Origin of the sequence: Phenylobacterium sp. Root700 (genome assembly GCF_001429025.1) — a bacterium.
Classification (GTDB): domain Bacteria; phylum Pseudomonadota; class Alphaproteobacteria; order Caulobacterales; family Caulobacteraceae; genus Phenylobacterium.
Window position 1 is genome coordinate 240367 of the sequence record NZ_LMHT01000034.1, and the last position, 19080, is coordinate 259446.

The following is a 19080-nucleotide window of genomic DNA, read 5'->3' on the forward strand; positions in this document are numbered from 1 at the left end:
CGCCGGGCTTCAGGGCCAGCGACTTGATGATGTGGGGCGTGAGCTCGCTGATCGCGTGGACCGGCTCCAGGCCGCCGACCGGGCTGACCGCGACGCCGCCGATCAGCATGGCGCGGTCGATGGCGGTCCATTCGGCCTTGGCGCGATCCTCGTGACCGACGGCGAAGAAATGGCGCAGGGGCTTGGGCTCTCCGGCCAGCTCCACCATCACCCCGATCATCCAACCGCTCGCCATCTAGGCTCCATAGACCGTTCGATCGCCGCCGACACAGCACAAAAGCTCGACTTGTCACGCTTAGACGTGATGATCGGCGAATCACGGTTTTCTCCGGGGAGTACGTCTCAGTGCCCGCGTCGTTCGATGACATCGAAATGGGTCAGGTTGTCTCGCTGGGCGAGCTGCCGGTGGATCCCGCCGCCTTGGAGGCCTTCATCGCCGCCTTCGCGCCCGGCTGGCCGCTGGAGCGCGGCGCGCCCGACGCGATGATCTACGCCATGTGGTGCCGGCTCGACGCGGCCAGCGCGCTGGAATGGCCGCAGACCAAACGCCTGGGCGTCGACGCCCTGCGCTGGGCCCGCAACCCGCCGGCCGGCGAAGTGCTGCGCGGCCGCATGACGGTGATGGGCAAGGACCCGGTCGGCGAGGGCAAGGGCATCGTCATCGCCCAGCACGACCTGCTGGACGAGGCCGGGCGGCTGGTCTTCTCGTGCCTGACCCGGAGCGTCTTCGCCCGCTAGGCACAAAAAAAACGGCGGGCCCTTACGAGCCCGCCGTTTCGTTTTGTCTTCGCAGAGCTGGTCTGCTTAGCCGTTGGCCGCCTGCGGCGTCTGCGGGCCGCGGAACATGGCCAGGGCGATCAGGCGATCCCAACCGGCCAGCGAGACCAGGTGGGCGTAGATCTGAGCCAGGGCGCCGTTGTCGCGCAGCTCAGTGTACTTCTCGATCGGCAGGGCGTTGAGCTTCTCTTCCGAGACGCCGAAGTACTCGGCGACCAGTTGCGGCTCACCAGCGGTGCCGTCCGGGTTGGCCGGGGTGAAGTTGGCCCGCTTGCTTTCGAACAGGTCCAGTTCCTTCAGCAGGTCGACGAAGCTCTGCGTGCGCTGACGCTCGCCTTCGTACTCGTTGCAGAAGTTGATGCAGTTCTGGGTGTACTCGCTCGGCTTGCCGTCAGCTTCGAAGAACGGCATGTCGCCGCCCTCGACGATGAACTCGGCGGCGCGGTCGATGCAGAGAATCATCTGGCCGGCGGCGGCGTCGTTGGCGAACACGAACGGATAGCGACGGATGTAGGCCGGCACATAGACGCCGGCCTCGAACAGGCCTTCCTTGGCGAGGAACATGTTCTCACCAGCGTTCAGGCCCATCACCGCCAGCGGGATCTTGTCTTCACCAACGAAGATGATCGGGCTGGAGAGCGCGGTCACGCCGAACTCGGTGACCGTCAGCGGAATGGCGTGGCCTTCCTTCGCGAACTTGAAGGGACCGTCCATGCGCTTGACGCCCAGCCCCTTGTGCAGGTCGGCGGAGAGCGGTTCGGGCTTGGAATAGAACAGCACGTTGCCGGAGATCTGGCCCATACCGGGCTGTGTTTCGGTCGCCATGAAATACCTTCGATGATCCTGGGCGCTTGATGTGTTTGCACGAGCGGGCGGTTTTTGAATTCGGGCCCGTCCCGGCGAAGTCCGCGCTTCTACCTGATCACGCCGGGACCGGCAAACACACTCGCGCGCCGCTTGCCTCCAGGAGGCCGAACCGCTTCAATCGGTCTCATACTAGCAAGCCGCGAAGGCGACATACCGGAGGATATATTTTGGCTATCTTTTATCCCGACATTCTTGATCAGAAGACCGCGCCCCGCACATTCACCTACGGGGACAAAGACGTCATGCTGTACGCGCTGGGCGTCGGCATGGGCCAAGACCCGATGAACGAGACCGAGCTTCCGTTCGTCTACGAAAAGGGCCTGAAGGTCATCCCGACCGCCGCCACCGTCCTGGCGCCCAGCGGCCGCGGCGCCAGCGGCCCGGCCCCGGAGATGCCCGCCGGCCACCGTCCCAGCCAGATCAACTTCCTGATGGTCGTTCATGGCGAGCAGAAGGTGGAGTTGCACAAGCCGCTCACCGCGGGCGGCACCTACACCGCCCAGGGCCGCACGGCCGGCGCCTATGACAAGGGCGAGGGCAAGGGCGCGGTCATCATCAACGAGACCATCTGGACCGACGAGAAGGGCGAGAAGGTCGTCACCCTGACCGGCTCGACCTTCGCGCGCGGCGACGGCGGCTTTGGCGGCCCGTCGGAAGGCGCGCCCGAACCGCACGTGGTCCCGACCCGCGCGCCGGACCTCTCGGTGGACTTCACCACCCGCGAGGACCAGGCCCTGCTCTATCGCCTGAACGGCGACCGTAACCCGCTGCACTCCGACCCCGACATCGCCCGCAAGGCCGGTTTCCAGCGGCCGATCCTGCACGGGCTCTGCACCTACGGCATCACCTGCCGCGCGGTGCTGCAGGCGATCACCGACTTTGATCCGGACCAGATCTATTCGCACCAGGCGCGGTTCTCCGCCCCAGTCTTCCCTGGCGACACCATCACGGTGGACCTGTGGAAGGACGGCAAGAACATCTCGTTCGAGGCCCGCGTGAAGGACCGCAACGTCACCGTGATCAAGAACGGCCTGACCGTCCTGCGGTAGGGTCCGCCCCACCTCGTCATCCTCCGGTCGTCTGCAAGACGATCCGGGGGATGACGAATGGGTTGGCCCGTTCCCTTCCGGCCGTATCCTGGGCTAGAAACAGCCCATGACCCGTAGCTTCACCTTGATCGCCGGCGCGGTGTTCGCCGCCGGCCTGGCCGCCTGCGCCGCCACCACGCCGCAGCAGGCGCTCACCGACAAGCCCGCGCCGCTCAATCCGCCGCCCACCAAGCTGACCGGCTATCTGGCGCCCGGCGCCCTGGACGGCGCGGCGCTGCTGGGTCCGCCGCCGGCGCCCGACAGCCTGCGCGGCCAGGCCGACCGCGCCCATTACGAAGAGACCCGCGCCCTGCAAGGCACGCCGCGCTGGAGCCAGGCGATCGCCGACAACGACCTGTGGGGCGGCGGCGCGCTGAAGCAGTATTCCTGCAAGCTCGGCGTCTCGATCGACGAGCGGCAGACCCCGAGCACCCTGCGGGTGCTGCACCGGATCGAGTTGGACGTGCGCACCATCGGGACGCCGCCGAAGAACCTCTACAACCGCCCGCGCCCGCTGATCGGCGACGACAAGCCGGTCTGCATCCCGCGCGAGGACTGGATGAAGACCAACGCCTCCTATCCGTCCGGCCACTCGATGACCGGCTGGGCCTGGGCGCTGATCCTGGCCGAACTGGCCCCGGCCAAGGCCGACGCCATGCTGTCGATCGGCAAGTCGGTGGGCGACAGCCGCGCGATCTGCGGGGTGCACTACATCAGCGACATCGAGGCCGGCCGCACCCTGGCCGCCGCCATGGTCGCCAAGCTGCACGGCGACCCGCAGTTCCAACGCGACATGGCCAAGGCGCGCGGCGAGATGGCCCGCGCCAAGGCCGCGCCCGCGAGCTGTTCCTAACGCGCCATCCGGTAGACGACCGTCCGGCGCATCGGGTCCTGCGGCTCGAAGGCCGGGTGGTCGAAGTCGCTGGCGGCGTCGCGGGCCATGCCCAGCCGCTCCATCACCGCGCGCGAGCGGACATTGATCTGCGCGGTGATCGCGATGATCTCATCCAGGCCCAGGCGCGCAAAGCCGTCAGCCATGACGGCTGCGGCGGCCTCGCTGGCGTAGCCCTGGCCCCAGGCCTGACGCGCCAGCCGCCACCCGACGTCGGTGAAGGGCGGCAACGGGACGGTCTCATGGCCCGGCATCAGGCCGCAGCTGCCGAGAAAGGCGCCGTCGGCGCGGCGCTCGATCACCATCCGGCACATGCCCAGCGCCGCGAAGCTGTCGTCGGCGCGGACCTTGTAGGCCTGCGCCTGCTCGCCGGTCAGCACCCCGCCCAACCACTGCATGACCTGCGGATCGACGCTCATCTGCGCGAACGGCTCGAAGTCCTCCACGCGCCACAGGCGGATGACCAGGCGCTCGGTCTCCAGCCTCATCGGCGAGCCGTGTAGACCACGTGGCGGCGCAGGGGATGATCCTCGGCCAGCTTGGGATGATCGAAGTCGCGTGCCGGATCAGCGAGCATGCCGATGCGGGTCATCACCGCCTGGGACTTCGCATTGATCTGCGCGGTGAAAGCGATGATCTCCTCGGCGTCGATATTGCGCCGCCCCCAGGCCAGGGCGGCCAGCGCGCCCTCGGTGGCGAAGCCCTCGCCCCAGGCCTCCGGGATCAACCGCCAGCCCATCTCGACGGCCGGTCCGACCGGCAGGGCGCCGGCCTTGACCGTGGCCAGCCCCGCGAACCCGATCAGCCGGCTGTCGGCCTTGCGCTCCAGCGCCCAGAGGCCCCAGCCGTGCTCGGCAATGTGCAGGTTGATACGGTCCATCGTCGCGTCGCTGGCCGCGCGGTCGCTGGTCCCGCCCAGCCATTGGCCGACGCGCGGATCACCGTTGAGCGCGGCGAAGGGCTCACGGTCTTCCTCGCGATAGGCGCGAAGGATCAGGCGTTCGGTCTCGATCATGCAACGACGTTACATGATCGAGGCCAGGTAGAGCTAGACCGGACGCGGGTTCGCCAAAGCGCCGTAGAGGTCGGTGCGGCGGTCGCGGAAGAAGCCCCAGGCGGCGCGGTGCGTGGCCAGGAAATCGAGGTCGAAGCTGGCCTGGACGATGCCCTCCTCCGCGCCCAGTTCGGAGACCAGGTCGCCGCGATGGTCGGCGATGAAGGAGGAACCGTAGAAGGCCTGGCCGCCGGTGGGATAGTTCTCCCAAGGCTCAAAGCCGATGCGATTGGCGCCGACCACCGGGATGACGTTCGACACCGCGTGCCCCTGCATGGCGCGCCGCCACGGCAGGGCGGTGTCCAGGGTCGGGTCGTGCGGCTCTGAGCCGATCGCGGTCGGATAGAGCAGGATCTCGGCGCCCAGCAGGGCCATGGCGCGGGCGCATTCCGGGTACCACTGGTCCCAGCAAATGCCGACGCCGATACGGCCAAAGCGGGTGTCCCAGACCTTGAAGCCGGTGTCGCCGGGCCGGAAGTAGTACTTCTCCTGATAGCCGGGGCCGTCGGGGATGTGGCTCTTGCGATAAACGCCCATCAGCGAGCCGTCGGCGTCGATCATCACCAGGCTGTTGAAGTAGTGCGGACCTTCGCGCTCGAAGATCGAGACCGGGATCACGACGCCCAGCTCGGCCGCCAGCGGGGCCAGCGCGGTGACGCACGGGTGCTCGCTCCAAGGATAGGCGTGGGCGAACCAATGCTCTTCCTGGGTGACGCAGAAGTACGGCCCCTGGAACAGCTCGGACGGCAGGATCACCTGGGCGCCCTTGGCGGCGGCCTGCCGGATGAAGGCCTTGGTCTTCTCGATATTGGCCGCCAGGTCCATGCCGTAGGAGGTCTGGATCGCGGCGACGTTGATCGTGCGGGCCATCAGGCGGGCTCCTGCTGGGTGATGCAGTGGAACGACCCGCCGCCGGTCAGGATCGCGCTCGACGGCAGACCGATCACCGCGTGGTCGGGGAAGACGCTCTGCAGGCCCTGCAGCGCCAGATCGGCGGCCTGACCCTCGCCATAGGTCGGCATGATCACCGCGCCGTTGGCGATGATGAAGTTCATGTGGCTGGCCGGCGAGGCGCGGCCGTCATGGCCCTCGATCCAGCCGGGCGACGGGATACGCACGACCTTCAGCGGGCGGCCGTCGGCGTCGGTCGAGGACGCCAGCCGCTTGGCCGCGTCGTCATAGGCCGCGCCGTTGACGTCGCCGCGCCCGAAGGCGACGGGGCAGACCACGACGCCGGGGGCGACGAAGCGGGCCAGGTTGTCGACGTGGCCGTCGGTGTGGTCGTTGGCCAGGCCCTCGCCCAGCCAGATGACCTTGCGGGCGCCCAGCGCGTCCTGGAAGGCGGCTTCAGCCAAGGCCTGCGTCCAGCCGGGATTGCGATTGGGGTTCAGCACGCACTGGCCGGTGGTCAGGATCGTGCCGATCCCGTCGTGGTCGACGGCGCCGCCCTCGAGGATGAAGTCGTGGGCCGCGAGCAGGACGCCCGACGCTTCGGCGATCTGCACGGCGACCTCGTCGTCGAACTCCATGTCGTACTTGCCGCCCCAGCCGTTGAAGCGGAAGCCGCGCGCGCTCCAGCCGTCGGGGCCTCGCGCGAAGATCGGGCCGGTGTCGCGCAGCCAGACGTCGCCGAAGCGGCCGGGCACGATCTCAATCCCCGCGACGTCGCCGAGCAGCCGGCGGGCCATGGTCTCGCCGCCCGAGGTTCCAGTCATCAGGCGCACGGTTTCACGACCCGGACCGGCCAGGGCGCGGGCCAGGGCGGCCACCTCAACCTGGGCCTGGGCGAGCTCGTCCTCCCACACGCCCTCGGCGTGGCTGGGGAAGCCGAGCCACATGGCGCGGTGCGGAGCCCACTCGGCGGGAACGATAACGGTCATGGCGTACCTTAAACTGTCGACGCGCGCAGATGGGCGGACCAGGCCCCCCCGTCAAGCGCGACCACGAAAAAGGGCGGCCCATCGCTGGGCCGCCCTCCATCCGTTCGGGGCCGTGAGGCCTAGAACTCGGTGTGCAGGGTCAGCACCACGGCGCGGGGATAACCCGGCTGGAACTGGCCGTTGCCATCGGTGTTGGTGGAGATGTCGCCGAGGTAACGCTCGTCGAACAGGTTGCGGAGGTTCAGCTGCACATAGGTGCTCTTCAGAACGTCGAACTTGTAGCGCACGTCCAGGTCCCAGAGCGCGTAGCCGGGAGCCTTTTCGGTGTTGGTCAGGTTCGACCAACGCTCGCCCACGAACTTGCCCTGGACGCCGAGCTTGAGCGCGTCGGTGACATCCCAGTCGACGCGCACGGCGCCTTGCAGTTTCGGGATCTCGTAGAGTTCCTTGCCCTTGGTCGGCAGGGTCTTGCCCGAGCCGTTCGGGAAGTCCGACTGGATTTCGGAGTCCACGTAGGACAGCGAGAAGTAGGTGCTCAGATAGCTTTCCGGCTTCCAGCCGATCTGACCATCGAAGCCCTGTAGGACCACCTTGCCGACGTTGACCGAGTAGAAGATCTGCGCAGCTTCATCGAACTGGCGCTCGATGCGGTTTTCGAAGTTGTTATGGAAGGCCGCCAGCGACGCGATGATGGTCGGCGTGCTGTAGCGCCAGCCGATATCGATCGACTTGGAGGTCTCCGGGTCCGGGTCGACCAGGTTGCGGTCGTAGAGGTCGTCCGTACGCGGCACCGAGATGGTTTCGGCATAGCTGGCGTAGACCGACATGTTGTTGTCGAAATCGTAGCTGACGCCGACGTTCGGCAGGACCTTGTCGTACTTGCGCTCGAACTTGCGCGGCTGACCGAAGAAGGCGCTCGGCGTCGCGGTCGCGCCGTAGATCGCTCGGAACTGGGCGAGCTGAGCGGGGGTCAGCGACGTAGTGGAGGCGCCGCCGGTCTGCGAGGCGTTGTTGGTCGGGAAGACCACGAACGGCGTGCCCGAACCGTCGTCGGTGCCGGTGACCACGAAGCCCTTCTGGGTCGTGCAATAGGCGTTGAAGGTGTCGCGCATGTAGCAGAACTGGTTCAGCTCACGCTTGAAGAAGGGCATGCGCAGGCCGGCGTTGATCAGCAGCCTGTCGTCGGCGAACCGGCCACGATAGTCGATGGCGACCTGGTTTAGCGTCGCGAAGGACAGACGGTCGCGACGACGCAGGATGCTGCCGTCCGGCAGGTCGATGGCCGGGCCGTAGCCGTCCTTACCGCCGAACACGTCCAGCGGGTCGCCGTTGGCGTCGAACCGCGTGGCTTGGCCGGTCTGGCGGTGACGCGCGTAGTCGTAGGTGTAGGCGGCGCGCAGGCTCTGATTGTCGGCGAACTTCCAAATCACCGACGAGTTGACGCCGTAGCGGCGGGTGTTCGTGGTGTTCGCCCAATACATCAGCACCCGGTCGAGGCTGTCGCCATCGCCGTTGAGATCCTTGGCGCCGCCGAATTGCGGGTCGGTCTCCGAGAAGATCGTCCGGCCACCGCCATTGGCGATCGTGTACTGGAACGACGGGTCGAAGGTGAAGATCAGGTCGTCGGTCAGGTGGAACAGGCTCTGACCGCGCAGGTTGCCGGTGTTCGACGGGTTGATGTTGTTGCCGACATACTGCGCGCAGCTGGCGGTGAAGCCGGTCGGCGAGCTCGCTTCGTTCTGGACCGTGCCGCTCACCGGGGTCGGGCGCACGCAGGTCGCATCATAGTGCAGCGCCGGGTCCGGCAGGTTGCCGGTGGTCACGCCGTTCTGGTTGAACTGGGCCAGGGAGATACGGCGAATGAAGCTGTTGCGGTTCTCGTTGTAGTTGGCGGTCAGGCTGACAAAGTCACCGTTGTCGCCGATGTCCTGCCAGATGCGGGCGTTGAACGCCTTCTTCTGGATCTTGCCCGGCGCGTCGAAGATGTCGTTGCGCGTGTAGAGGCCGCTGATCCAGGCCTTGGTGCCCCAGGGGCCGACCCGGCCGGTTTCGAACGTGCCGTAGTAGCGCTGGAAGTTCTCGCTACCGAAGCCGAGGTCGAAGCGACCGCCCATCTCGTCCTGCGGCTTGCGGGTGATGTAGTTGATGGTGCCGCCAGCCGCCGCGGCGGTCGGGCTGTCGACGTCGGTGGTGCCGAGGTTGACCTCGACGCGCTCGATCAGGTCGGATTCGAGTTGTTGGTTCGGATAGACCGAATAGTTGCCGCTGTCGTTCAGCGGGATGCCGTCCTGGATCACCGCGAGGCGCTGCGAGTCGAAGCCGCGCAGGGTGACGTCGCCGCCGGCCGAGCCGAACGCGTCGTTGCCGGTGAAGTTCACGCCCGGCAGCAGGTTGATCTGGTCAAGGACCGTGGCGCCCGGCGCCTGGGTGGAAAGGAACTCCTGGGTCACCGCGGAGCGCGACTTCGGCGCATCTTCAGCGACGATCGCGCCATTGTGGCTGCGCTCGGACGCGCCGGTGACGACCAGCTCCTCGACAACCGCGGTGCCGGTCGACTGCGCCATCGCGACGCTGCTGATCAGCAGGCTGCTGGCCAAGGCTGTGCTCGCGCACAGGGCGCGGGTGAGAATTTTGTTCATTGAGATCCCCTCATCCATCGAGACAGAGGGCGACAGGCTCCCCAGCCCTCACCCCCGTTCTTCTTCGCCCTATAGCGCGGAAAATTCGTCGGTGGGTGACGGATTCGTGACGCGATGGTCCCTTGACGTGACAGTAGATCAATAAGCTGGCGCCTGTCGCTTTACAGACACGCTGCGTCGGGCGAGGTTCCGCGCGACTTCGGAGACTCCTTTGGCCCGCAACACATTGTCCGCTCACGGATTCGATAGCCATTGGCGCGCCGTGTTGCTGATCACGGCCGCCCTGACGCTCGTGCGCCTGGTGGCGCTGTTCGCCACCCCGCTCGAACTCTATCCGGACGAGGCCCAGTACTGGCTTTGGTCGCGCACGCTGGACTGGGGCTATTACTCCAAACCGCCGATGGTGGCCTGGCAGATCTGGGCCACCACGGCGATCGGCGGCGACGCCGAACCGTGGGTGAGATTGGCCTCGCCGCTGCTGCATGCGGCGACCACCCTGTGCGTCTACGGGATCGGACGGCGGCTCTATGGACCCGCCGCCGGGTTCGCCGCCGCGGCGCTCTACATCCTGATGCCGGCGGTGCAGCTGTCGTCGCTGGTGGCCGCCACCGATTCGTCGCTGCTGCTGTTCCTGGCCCTGTCGCTGCTGGCCTATGTCGAACTGCCGGCCGCCGAGGGGCGCAGGCGACTGTGGCTGGCGGCGGGGTTCGGCGCGGCCACGGGCCTGGCTTTCCTGGCCAAGTACGCCGCGGTCTACGCCCTGATCGGCCTGGCCCTGCACCTGGTGATCTCGCGCCAGGCGCGGACGGTCTGGAGCCTGAAGACCGGCGCCCTGGCGCTCGGCGCCTTCCTGCTGGTGCTGGCCCCGAACCTGGCCTGGAACGCCGCCCACGGTTTCGCCACCGTGCAGCACACCGCGGCCAACGCCGCCTGGGGCGGACGCAAGCTGTTCAACTTCGCCGAGCTGGGCGACTTCATCGCCTCGCAGTTCGGGGTGTTCGGGCCGATCCCGTTCGCGGTGCTGATCGGCGGGACGCTGCTGCTGGCGGTGCGCCGCAGGCTGCAGCCAGCCGACCTGCTGTTGCTGTGCTTCGCCATTCCGCCGCTGCTGATCGTCACCGTCCAGTCCTTCATCAGCCGCGCCAACGCCAACTGGTCGGGGGCCGGCTACGTGGCCGGCGCGATCCTGGTCGCCGCCTGGCTGATCCGCTGGCGCGCGCGCTGGTGGCTGACCGGAGCGCTGGTGCTGCAGGCGGCCGTGGCCGTGGTGTTCATGGCCTGCGTGCTGACCCCGTCGTTCGCCGACACCGTCGGCCTGTCTAACGCCTTCAAGCGCGGCAAGGGCTGGGAGCAGCTGACCGAGGAGATCGCCGGCCGCGCCCTGCGCGAACCGCCCGGATCGCTGAGCGCGGTGGTTGTCGACGACCGGTTCATGTTCAACGCGGCGGCCTATTATGGGCGCGACTATTTCGGCAAGGACCGCGAGCCGCCGCTGAAGATGTGGGTGCGCGAAGCCCATCCGCAGAACCAGGCCGAGACCACCGAGCCGCTGACCGCGGCGCTGGGCAAGCGGGTCCTGGCCGTCAGCCTGGAGCCGGCCTATCGCGCGGAGATGGCCGCCGATTTCAGGTCAGTCTCGCCCACCGAGATCATCAGCGTGCGGCTGGACAAGAAGCGCAAGCGCAAGGCCGAGCTGTTCATCGCCGAAGGCTTCGCCCCCCAGCCGCGCGATCCGGTTACGGGTAAGCCGCCGATCCCCAGACAGCCTTGAGCGCGCGGTCGCGGCCGCAGCCGATGCGATAGGCGTTGTAGCTGGCGGGATTCCGCTTGGCGTAGTCCTGGTGATAGGCCTCGCCCATCCAGAACTTGCCGCCGGTCAGGACCCGGGTCGCCACCGGCTTGCCTAGGGTCTTGGCGATCTGCGCCTTCACCGCCTGGGCGGCCTTGGTCTCATCCTCGCCGGAGACGAAGACCGCGGTCGCATAGGACGGCCCACGGTCGCAGATCTGGCCGCCGGCGTCGGTCGGGTCGATGTTGTGGAAGAAGCCGTCGACCAGCTTGGCGTAGCTGGTCTTGGCCGGGTCATAGGTGACCTTCACCGCCTCCAGATGGCCCTCGTGGTTCTCGTAGGTCGGGTTCTGCAAGGCGCCGCCGGCGTAACCGACCACGGCGTTGGTGACGCCGGGCAGATGCTCCAGCGCCTTCTCCGCCGACCAGAAGCAGCCGCCGGCGAACACCGCGGTCTTCAAGGGTCCGGCCGCCCAGGCGGCGGAGCCGAGCGGCGCGGCGCCCGAAAGACAGAACAGGGCCGTGAGGGCCAATGCGGTCCGAGTGGGTTTCATGGTTTGCAGCATCTCACCTTGGCGCGGCCGCGCAAGCGGCCACCGATGTCAGCAGATACGTGGTCGGGGCGAAGGCGGATGCCCGCCGTCCCGGCCGGCGCAACAAAATCCGCCACCGAAGCGTTGCTTTTGTGAGAGCCGGCATGTCGGCCCAAGCGCCCGCGAGAGGGCTTCATGCTCGAGATCACCACCCTGTCGGAGCTGACCATCGACGGGAAGCTGTCGCTGGGGCCGGGCAAGTCCAGCAAGGATCTGTTCGACTTCTACGGCGAGGACCTACGCGCCTGGTTCCACGGCGAGCGCGCCCGCCACGACGCCATCATGGTGGGGGCCGGGACCGTGCGAAACGACGATCCCGAACTGACCGTGCGCTACGCGGCCGGCCCCAATCCGCTGAGGGTGGTGCCGGCGTCGCGGGGACTGTTGCCGCCGGACGCGCGGCTGCTCAATGACGGCCTCCCGACCCTGGTCGCGGTGTCGAACCAGGCCTCGGACGCAGCGGTCAGGGCGCTGGCCGCCAAGCCCGGGGTGGAGGTCGTCCGCTGCGGGCAGAGCCGCGTCGACCTTTCGGCCCTGGCCGAGCTGCTGCACGCCCGAGGCCTGCGCAGCCTGATGGCCGAGGGCGGATCGCGATTGCTGCACGGCCTGTTCGAGGCCGGCCTGGTCGGCAAGATCGTCATCAAGCACATCCCGGTCATCTGCGGCGCGCCGGGCGCCCCGACCTTCCTGAGCTCCGACGACGGCGCGCCGCTGGCGCTGTCGCGCTGGCGGCTGGACGACTGGTTCGTGAAGAGCGGCGTCGGGGTCTCGGTCTATCGCCCCCTGACCGAGGCGGCCGCATGATCGACGGCGGGGACATCGCGGCGATCGGCCGGCGCCTGGCCGACCGATCGGGCCCGGACCCGCCGGCGGTCTGGGACCTGCGCATCGACGCCGAGGACCTGGCGAGCGCCACTGACGGCCTGCGTCACGCCAAGCATCAGACCCTGATGCGCGCCTACCAGGCCCGCTACATGCTGTTGCCGCAGACCGCGCCGGGCGGCTCGTTCCTTCAGCGGCTGCAACGTCACTACGACCCTGGCGAGATGGCCCGCCTGGAGGCCTTGCGGACCGCATTGGAGGACGAGCTGATCGCGCCGCAGGTCGCCGCCGCCAGGGACGCCGTGGCGGGACGCGACCTGGCCGCCTACGCCGCCGCCCTGCCCGGCGAGATCCGCGCCGCGCCGGAAAACGCCTTCACCGCCTGGCTGCGCGGCACGCCCGGCCGCGAGCACCATTATCGAAATTTCCTGCTGCAATCGGCGGCCGACCTGCTGGCCGAGGCCTCGGCCTCGGCGCTGGGCGTGGTGGGGGAGTTCGGCCCGCCGCAGTCGGCGCTGTTCCGCATCCTGATCGACGAATTCGGCTATGGCGCGTATGGCAAGAAGCACAGCGTGCTCTACCGGGCGGTGATGGCCGATTTCGGCCTGAGCGACGAATACAACGCCTGCTGGCCCTGGTTCGACACCGCGGCGCTGGAACTGCACAACACCATCCACCACCTGTTCCAGAACCCCCGGAACCTGTTCCTGCAGGTGGGCTTCCTGCTGTTCGCCGAGACCGCCTATCAGCGCTCGACGCAGGATCACTTCCGTTATCTGCGTGAATTTCACCCGCACGTCGACGCCCGCTATTTCGGCGAGCACGCCCATATCGACCTGCACCACACCAGGATGATCATCGAGGAGGTCGCCGCGCCGCTGGCGCAGGCCTATGGCCCCGAGGTCGGGCGCGAGATCGTCGCCGGGGGCGAGCTGACCCGTGCGGCGTTCGAGCGCGCCGGCGCCCACCTGCTGGCGGTCAGCCGCGCCTTCGAGGCGGCGCTGGAGGCCGGCGAGGCGCTCGCCTCGCCCCCCGACCGGGCGGCGCCCGGCCAGGCCCTGACCCCGGGCGCCGCAACCCGCCTGGGCGACCGGCCGGCGCGTATCCAGGTCGGCGGGCTGGGGTTGGTCACCCGGGCGCGGACCTTCGCCGGATTTCCGGCCGACGCCCTCGGGCGCCTGGTGGGCGGGGAGGCCTGAGCATGTCCGCAAGCTGGATCGGAAGCGGCCTGCCCGCCATCCGCCGGGGCGGCCAGGACTACTTCCTGCTCAGTCATGAGGACGAGCTGTACCTCGTGGCCAACAGCTGCCCGCATCGCGGCGGCCCGCTGAAGTTCGGGTTCGTGAACGCCTCGGGCCAGATCGTCTGCCCGCTGCACGGCGGGGCGTTCGCCATCAGCCAGCTCATCGCCCGCCCCTCCACCATCCGGCTGCGCGAAGGCCCGGCGGGATCCGTGGAATGACGGCGCGCGCGCAGACCATCTGGCGGCGCGTGCTGGCCGAGGACGGCGGGGTGAAGCTCGCCAACCTGGTCACCCTGAGCCGCGGCGCGGCGATCGCGCCGATCTTCCTGCTGCTGGTCCTGGGCCACGGGCTCGCGGCGCTCGGGCTCTATGTCCTGGCGGCGGCCACCGATCTTGTCGACGGCTGGCTGGCGCGGCGCAGCGGCCGGGCCTCGGCGTTCGGCGCCCAGCTGGACGCGGTGGTCGACAACCTGTTCTCGGTCGCCATCCTCGGCTTCCTGCTGCTGGCGTTTCCGGAACTTGGCGAACGGCATGGGTTGGCGCTGACGATCCTGTTCGGGGGGCCGCTCGCCTATCTGGCGCTGTCCTGGTTGGCGCGGCGCCAATTCATGATGTTCCACTTCTGGTCGGCCAAGGCCGGGGCGGTGCTGCTGTTCTGTCTCTGGCCGCTGGTGGCGATCACTGGCTGGGAGGGCTGGATCGCGCTCGCCGCCGCCGTGGTGGGTTTGAGCCGGCTGGAGCAGCTGGTCTTCATCTTTCGCGGCGGTCGCGACCTCGACGCGCCTCATGGCCTGGCGAGCGCCAGCCGAAGGGATATTCGATGATCCCCCTGACGCCTGAAATCTGCTGGGGCGCGGCCACGCCGGCCCTGCGCGGGCCGGTGGTGGCGGGTCTCGACGCCGGCGGCGCGCGCAACGCCATCGGAGTGCATGCAGGCGCCTTCAGCCTCTACCAGGCGATGGCGGTGGCGACGGGCGCCTTGAGCGAACACCACCGCCCCGACCTCACCGGCACGGACCCCAGCATCGCCATCGGCCCCTTCGAGCAGTGGTTCGACCCCGGCAAGATCGTGACCTTCGACCCCTGGGGACACCGGGTGAAGGAGGTGTTCGCGGCCGAGCGACGGCGCGGCCTCGACATTCGGCCCAGCATCGCGGTCAGCGAGGGCCGGCTGCGGATGGCCGAGATCAACGCAGCGATCGGCCAAGGCCGCCTGCGGCCCGACGGGCAGGTGCTGACGCAGGCCGGCGACATCTGCGTCACCAAGATCGCCATCGAACCGGTGTGGTGGCTGCCCGGCGTGGCCGCGCGGATCGGCGTCAGCGAGAGCGCGCTGCGCGAGGCGCTGCATCGCCACAGCGACGGCATGTATCCAGCGCTGCGCGAGCGGCCGGACCGCAAGGTGTTCCTGCCGCCGATCGGGGGAACCAGCGTCTATCTGTTCGGCGACGCCGGCCGACTGGGCGATCCCGGCGCCCGGGTGGCCTGCCGCATCCATGACGAATGCGGCGGCTCCGACGTCTTCGGATCGGACCTCTGCACCTGCCGCCCCTACCTCGCCCTTGGGGTCGAGGAGGCGATCGCCATGGCCCAGTCGGGCGGGCTGGGCGTGGTGGTCTATAACCGCAAGGAAGGCCGGGCCCTGGGCGAGGTCGTCAAGCTGCTGGTCTATAACGCTCGCAGCCGGGCGCCGGGCGGCGACCGCGCCGAGGCCTATTTCGACCACACCGAGCGGGTGGCCGGGGTCTGCGACCAGCGCATGCCGGCGCTATCGGTCGACGTCCTGCACTGGCTGGGCCTGCGCCGAATCGATCGCTGGATCTCGATGAGCAACATGAAGGCCGCCGCCGCCGCGCAGGCCGGGATCGACATCGTCCGTCAGATCCCGATCCCGAGCGAGCTGATCCCCTCACGCGCCGAGGTGGAGATCAGCGCCAAGCGGGCGGCCGGATACTATTCCGGCGGCGACTAGAGCCCGACTTCGAACACCGCCTCGGTCTTGGCCTTGATCTCGTCGAGGGTGACGCCGGCGGCCAGGGCCGTCAGCTTCAAGGGCGACTTGCCGCGGTTGATTTCAAAGACGCCCAGGTCGGTGATCAGCAGATCGACGACGCCGGCCCCGGTCAGCGGCAGGGTGCAGGCCTTGAGCAGCTTGGGCGCACCGGACTTCTCGACATGGTCCATGACCACGACCACGCGCTTGACGCCCGCGACCAAGTCCATGGCCCCGCCCATGCCCTTGACCACCTTGCCCGGCACCATCCAGTTGGCCAGGTCGCCCTTTTCGGAGACCTGCATGCCGCCCAGGATCGACAGCGCGATGTGGCCGCCGCGGATCATCGCGAACGAGTCGGCCGACGAGAAGTAGGACGAGCTATCGAGCTCGGTGATGGTCTGCTTGCCGGCGTTGATCAGGTCGGCGTCCTCTTCCCCCTCATAGGGAAAGGGGCCCATGCCCAGCATGCCGTTCTCCGACTGCAGGGTCACGTGCATGCCGGCCGGGATGTAGTTGGCGACCAGGGTCGGGATGCCGATGCCGAGGTTCACATAGAAGCCGTCGCGCAGTTCGCTCGCCGCGCGGGCGGCCATTTCGTCACGGGTCCAGGCCATCTTAGGCGCTCGCCTTTTCTTCACGCGGGCGGGTGGTCACACGCTCGATGCGCTTCTCGAAGCTCGCCCCGACGAAGATGCGATCCACATAGATGCCGGGCGTATGGATGTTGTCCTTGTCGAGCGCGCCGATCGGAACCAGGTGCTCGATCTCGGCGATGGTGACCTTGCCGGCCGTGGCCATCATCGGATTGAAGTTCCGCGCGGTCTTTCGGTAGACGAGGTTGCCCTCGGCGTCGCCGGTGTAGGCCTTGACGATGGCCAGGTCCGCGGTGAGGCCGCGCTCCATCACATAGAGCTCGCCGTCGAACTCACGGACTTCCTTGCCCTCGGCGACCAGGGTGCCGACCCCGGTCTTGGTGAAGAAGGCCGGGATCCCGGCGCCGCCGGCGCGGATGCGCTCGGCCAGGGTGCCTTGCGGATTGAATTCCAGCTCCAGCTCGCCCGAGAGGTAGAGCTTCTCGAACAGCTTGTTCTCGCCGACATAGGACGAGATCATCTTCTTGATCTGGCCGCTCTCCAGCAGGACGCCGAGGCCAAAGCCGTCGATCCCGCAATTGTTGGAGACCACCGTGAGGTTCTTCACCCCGGTCTCGCGGATCGCCGCGATCAGGTTTTCCGGAATGCCGCAGAGGCCAAAGCCTCCGGCCATGATGGTCATGCCGTCGAAGAGCACCCCAGCCAGGGCTTCGGCGGCGTCTTTTTGGGTTTTTCCAGCCATGACAGCCCTTTTTGCGGCGTTAGCGAACCGGGTGACGCGGAAAAATTCATCACCTGATGACGTTCATTCCGCAAGCTGTTTCGACGACTTGACCAGCAAATCTGCGGCCTCGGAGTTGAGCGCCTTGCCGCCATGGCGCGGGACCGAGAACGGCTCGGGCGTCGGGGTGGCCATGTTGCCGCGCATCAGCCAGCGGCCAGCCTGGATTCCGCCGGCGACCTGCAGTTCCAGCCGTTCGTTGTCGGCGCGGCGCACGTCGCGGACGATGTCGGCGGCCTCGACCTCGTCGACGCCCAGCTCGATCAGGGTGCGCTTGCCGAAGGTCAGGGCCGACTCGAAGGTTTCGCGGATCTGGAAGTCGACGCCGGCCTTGATCAGCCGCAGCGAGTGCCCCCGGTCGAAGGCGCGGACCAGCAGCTTGGCCAGCGGGAACTCGGCCTTGACCAGCTCGACGATCTTGTCGGCCACCTCGGGCTTTTCCACGCAGACCAGGATCGCCTCGGCGGTGCCCGCGCCCGAGGCGCGCAGCACGTCCAGCCGGGTGCCGTCGCCGTAGTAGACCTTGAAGCCGAAGGTGCTGGCGGCGCGGATCATCTCGACGTCGGTCTCGATCAGCGAGACCTCGATGCCGCGCGCCAGCAGCGGCTGGCTGACCACCTGGGCGAAGCGCCCGAACCCGACCAGCAGCACGCGGCCTTCCAGCCCGGCGGCGGCCTCGACGCCGTCCATCGATTCCTTCGGGGCCGGCAGCAGGCGGTTGAGCACGATGACCACCAGCGGGGTCAGCGCCATGGAGAGGATGACGATGGCGGTCAGGGCCGCGCTGGTGCGGACGTCGAACACCCCGGCCGCGACCGCCGCGCCATAGAGCACGAAGGCGAATTCGCCGCCCTGGGCGAACAGGGCCGCGCGCTGGATCGCCTCGCGGTGATCGGCGCGGAACAGCCGGGCTACGCCGTAGATGCCGGCCGCCTTGACGACCATGAAGGCCACGACCCCGGCCAGGATCAGGCCCCATTCGGCGACCACCACCGACAGGTCCAGCGACATTCCGACGCTGAGGAAGAACAGGCCGAGCAGGATGCCCCGGAAGGGTTCGACGTCGGCCTCCAGCTGATGGCGGAAGGTGGATTCAGACAGCAGCACCCCGGCCAGGAACGCGCCCATGGCCATCGACAGCCCGCCCCATTGCATGAACAGCGCCGTGCCCAGCACGACCAGCAGGGCCGCGGCGGTCATGATCTCGCGCGCGCCGGTGCGGGCCAGGATCTGGAAGAAGGGATTGAGCAGCCAGCGGCCGGCGGCGATCACCGCGGCGATGCAGGCTAGGCCGATCAGCACGGCGGCCCAGGCCGGGCGTCCGGTGTCGACAGCCGGGCCGCTCATCGAGGCCAGCACCGCGACCAGGGCCAGCAGCGGCACCACCGCCAGGTCTTCCAGCAGCAGGATCGAGACCGCGCGCTGGCCGGACTCGCTCGAGGTCTCGCCGCGCTCGTCGAGCATCTTCATGATCACGGCGGTGGAGGAGAGCACGAAGCCGCTGGCGCCGATGATCGCGGCGGGGGCCGGCAGCCCCGCCAGCAGGGCGACGCCCGACAACAGGGCGCAGCAGAGCAGCACCTGGGCGGCGCCCAGGCCGAAGATCTCGCGACGCAGCGACCACAGCTTGGCCGGACGCATCTCCAGCCCGATCAGGAACAGGAACATCACCACGCCAAGCTCGGCGACGTGGAGGATCGCCTCGGGGTCGGCGAACAGCTTCAGGCCGAACGGGCCGATCACCAGGCCGGCGGCCAGGTAGCCGAGGACCGAGCCCAGGCCAAGCTTGCGGAACACCGGCACGGCGATCACCGCGGCGGCCAGCAGGGCGACGGCGTGCCCCAGATTCATGCCCGCAGCCTCAGCCGCCATTGCTGCTCCTATCCGTATTGAAGGGACCGCCGCAGCAGGCCCGGGGTCTTAGGGCCTATGTGGTGTCAAAACCCCCAGCCGCGCAACCGCGGCCGGCCAGACGCCGCCCAGATCCTCCCCCGCTGGGGGAGGTGGCGCGCGCAGCGCGACGGAGGGGGCTCCGCCGCAGGAGTCAAAGCCCCCCCCCCCCCCCCC

General features: G+C 68.4%; 19 protein-coding genes. 9 read left to right on the forward strand and 10 right to left on the reverse strand.

Translation table 11 applies throughout. The features are described 5' to 3' along the window. The first annotated feature begins 345 nt into the window (after positions 1–345). Positions 346–738, forward strand: coding sequence for a hypothetical protein (locus ASE02_RS18890; RefSeq protein WP_056736285.1), 393 nt, complete (start codon positions 346–348; stop codon positions 736–738). A 66-nt stretch (positions 739–804) separates the two neighbouring features. Here the strand turns inward: ASE02_RS18890 and ASE02_RS18895 are convergent, their stop codons facing one another. Then, positions 805–1602: a SapC family protein gene (locus tag ASE02_RS18895; RefSeq protein ID WP_056736287.1), complete on the reverse strand. Its 798-nt coding sequence runs from the start codon at positions 1600–1602 to the stop codon at positions 805–807. Between the two features lie 209 nt (positions 1603–1811). Between ASE02_RS18895 and ASE02_RS18900 the strand changes: the two genes are divergently transcribed. Both ASE02_RS18900 and ASE02_RS18905 read left to right on the forward strand, forming a co-directional pair. Then, a complete protein-coding gene (locus ASE02_RS18900) occupies positions 1812–2693 on the forward strand; it encodes a MaoC/PaaZ C-terminal domain-containing protein (RefSeq protein WP_056736289.1) in 882 nt (293 codons plus the stop codon). Between the two features lie 106 nt (positions 2694–2799). Next, complete coding sequence (locus tag ASE02_RS18905) at positions 2800–3585, forward strand: phosphatase PAP2 family protein (RefSeq protein ID WP_056736291.1); 786 nt, start codon at positions 2800–2802, stop codon at positions 3583–3585. Here ASE02_RS18905 and ASE02_RS18910 read toward each other — a convergent pair. The 5 genes from ASE02_RS18910 to ASE02_RS18930 all read right to left on the reverse strand — a co-directional run bounded on the left by ASE02_RS18910 (position 3582) and on the right by ASE02_RS18930 (position 9197). Further along, positions 3582–4112: a GNAT family N-acetyltransferase gene (locus ASE02_RS18910; RefSeq protein WP_056736293.1), complete on the reverse strand. Its 531-nt coding sequence runs from the start codon at positions 4110–4112 to the stop codon at positions 3582–3584. The two genes, ASE02_RS18905 and ASE02_RS18910, sit on opposite strands and share 4 nt — an antisense overlap. Then, positions 4109–4639, reverse strand: a complete 531-nt coding sequence (locus ASE02_RS18915; protein WP_056736295.1) for a GNAT family N-acetyltransferase — start codon at positions 4637–4639, stop codon at positions 4109–4111. Before ASE02_RS18915 ends, ASE02_RS18910 begins: the two co-directional genes overlap by 4 nt. A 33-nt stretch (positions 4640–4672) precedes the next feature. Next, positions 4673–5548, reverse strand: coding sequence for an N-carbamoylputrescine amidase (aguB, locus tag ASE02_RS18920; RefSeq protein ID WP_056736297.1), 876 nt, complete (start codon positions 5546–5548; stop codon positions 4673–4675). After that, a complete protein-coding gene (locus ASE02_RS18925; RefSeq protein ID WP_056736299.1) occupies positions 5548–6558 on the reverse strand; it encodes an agmatine deiminase family protein in 1011 nt (336 codons plus the stop codon). The genes aguB and ASE02_RS18925 overlap by 1 nt, the downstream gene beginning before the upstream one ends. 119 nt (positions 6559–6677) lie before the next feature. Beyond that, entirely contained in the window at positions 6678–9197 is a 2520-nt protein-coding gene (locus ASE02_RS18930) for a TonB-dependent receptor (protein ID WP_056736300.1), read from the reverse strand. 262 nt (positions 9198–9459) lie between these two features. On the opposite strand from ASE02_RS18930, the gene ASE02_RS18935 reads away from it, so the two are divergent. Then, positions 9460–10968, forward strand: a complete 1509-nt coding sequence (locus tag ASE02_RS18935; RefSeq protein WP_235536754.1) for a glycosyltransferase family 39 protein — start codon at positions 9460–9462, stop codon at positions 10966–10968. Here ASE02_RS18935 and msrA read toward each other — a convergent pair. Continuing rightward, positions 10934–11539 carry a peptide-methionine (S)-S-oxide reductase MsrA gene (msrA, locus tag ASE02_RS18940; RefSeq protein WP_200957722.1) on the reverse strand — a complete coding sequence of 202 codons (606 nt, stop codon included), beginning with the start codon at positions 11537–11539 and terminating at the stop codon, positions 10934–10936. The genes ASE02_RS18935 and msrA overlap by 35 nt on opposite strands. Before the next feature lie 174 nt (positions 11540–11713). Here msrA and ASE02_RS18945 point away from each other — a divergent pair, with 174 nt between their 5' ends. From ASE02_RS18945 to ASE02_RS18965, 5 genes are read left to right on the forward strand one after another with little or no spacing between them, the layout of a single operon-like run. Continuing rightward, positions 11714–12382: a dihydrofolate reductase family protein gene (locus ASE02_RS18945; RefSeq protein WP_056736310.1), complete on the forward strand. Its 669-nt coding sequence runs from the start codon at positions 11714–11716 to the stop codon at positions 12380–12382. Further along, positions 12379–13599, forward strand: a complete 1221-nt coding sequence (locus ASE02_RS18950; RefSeq protein ID WP_200957723.1) for an iron-containing redox enzyme family protein — start codon at positions 12379–12381, stop codon at positions 13597–13599. Before ASE02_RS18945 ends, ASE02_RS18950 begins: the two co-directional genes overlap by 4 nt. Positions 13600–13601: 2 nt before the next feature. Beyond that, complete coding sequence (locus ASE02_RS18955; RefSeq protein WP_082602207.1) at positions 13602–13862, forward strand: Rieske (2Fe-2S) protein; 261 nt, start codon at positions 13602–13604, stop codon at positions 13860–13862. Beyond that, complete coding sequence (locus tag ASE02_RS18960; RefSeq protein WP_056736313.1) at positions 13859–14467, forward strand: CDP-alcohol phosphatidyltransferase family protein; 609 nt, start codon at positions 13859–13861, stop codon at positions 14465–14467. The genes ASE02_RS18955 and ASE02_RS18960 overlap by 4 nt, the downstream gene beginning before the upstream one ends. After that, positions 14464–15615, forward strand: a complete 1152-nt coding sequence (locus ASE02_RS18965; protein ID WP_056736314.1) for a GTP cyclohydrolase II — start codon at positions 14464–14466, stop codon at positions 15613–15615. Before ASE02_RS18960 ends, ASE02_RS18965 begins: the two co-directional genes overlap by 4 nt. On the opposite strand, the gene ASE02_RS18970 is transcribed toward ASE02_RS18965, so the two are convergent. From ASE02_RS18970 to ASE02_RS18980, 3 genes are all read right to left on the reverse strand, one after another. After that, positions 15612–16253 (reverse strand): 3-oxoacid CoA-transferase subunit B, encoded by a 642-nt coding sequence (locus tag ASE02_RS18970; RefSeq protein ID WP_056736315.1) that lies wholly within the window; start codon positions 16251–16253, stop codon positions 15612–15614. The genes ASE02_RS18965 and ASE02_RS18970 overlap by 4 nt on opposite strands. 1 nt (position 16254) lies before the next feature. Beyond that, positions 16255–16974, reverse strand: a complete 720-nt coding sequence (locus tag ASE02_RS18975; RefSeq protein WP_056736316.1) for a CoA transferase subunit A — start codon at positions 16972–16974, stop codon at positions 16255–16257. 63 nt (positions 16975–17037) lie between these two features. After that, a complete protein-coding gene (locus ASE02_RS18980) occupies positions 17038–18885 on the reverse strand; it encodes a monovalent cation:proton antiporter-2 (CPA2) family protein (protein WP_056736317.1) in 1848 nt (615 codons plus the stop codon). Between the last annotated feature and the right edge of the window lie 195 nt (positions 18886–19080).

Coding starts and splice junctions, on each gene's coding strand:
- ASE02_RS18930 (WP_056736300.1), bottom strand. CDS start 9,197: ATGAACAAAATTCTCACCCGCGCCCTGTGCGCGAGCACAGCCTTGGCC.
- ASE02_RS18975 (WP_056736316.1), bottom strand. CDS start 16,974: ATGGCTGGAAAAACCCAAAAAGACGCCGCCGAAGCCCTGGCTGGGGTG.
- ASE02_RS18925 (WP_056736299.1), bottom strand. CDS start 6,558: ATGACCGTTATCGTTCCCGCCGAGTGGGCTCCGCACCGCGCCATGTGG.
- ASE02_RS18965 (WP_056736314.1), top strand. CDS start 14,464: ATGATCCCCCTGACGCCTGAAATCTGCTGGGGCGCGGCCACGCCGGCC.
- ASE02_RS18905 (WP_056736291.1), top strand. CDS start 2,800: ATGACCCGTAGCTTCACCTTGATCGCCGGCGCGGTGTTCGCCGCCGGC.
- msrA (WP_200957722.1), bottom strand. CDS start 11,539: ATGAAACCCACTCGGACCGCATTGGCCCTCACGGCCCTGTTCTGTCTT.
- aguB (WP_056736297.1), bottom strand. CDS start 5,548: ATGGCCCGCACGATCAACGTCGCCGCGATCCAGACCTCCTACGGCATG.
- ASE02_RS18945 (WP_056736310.1), top strand. CDS start 11,714: ATGCTCGAGATCACCACCCTGTCGGAGCTGACCATCGACGGGAAGCTG.
- ASE02_RS18915 (WP_056736295.1), bottom strand. CDS start 4,639: ATGATCGAGACCGAACGCCTGATCCTTCGCGCCTATCGCGAGGAAGAC.
- ASE02_RS18960 (WP_056736313.1), top strand. CDS start 13,859: ATGACGGCGCGCGCGCAGACCATCTGGCGGCGCGTGCTGGCCGAGGAC.
- ASE02_RS18950 (WP_200957723.1), top strand. CDS start 12,379: ATGATCGACGGCGGGGACATCGCGGCGATCGGCCGGCGCCTGGCCGAC.
- ASE02_RS18980 (WP_056736317.1), bottom strand. CDS start 18,885: ATGGCGGCTGAGGCTGCGGGCATGAATCTGGGGCACGCCGTCGCCCTG.
- ASE02_RS18895 (WP_056736287.1), bottom strand. CDS start 1,602: ATGGCGACCGAAACACAGCCCGGTATGGGCCAGATCTCCGGCAACGTG.
- ASE02_RS18955 (WP_082602207.1), top strand. CDS start 13,602: ATGTCCGCAAGCTGGATCGGAAGCGGCCTGCCCGCCATCCGCCGGGGC.
- ASE02_RS18970 (WP_056736315.1), bottom strand. CDS start 16,253: ATGGCCTGGACCCGTGACGAAATGGCCGCCCGCGCGGCGAGCGAACTG.
- ASE02_RS18910 (WP_056736293.1), bottom strand. CDS start 4,112: ATGAGGCTGGAGACCGAGCGCCTGGTCATCCGCCTGTGGCGCGTGGAG.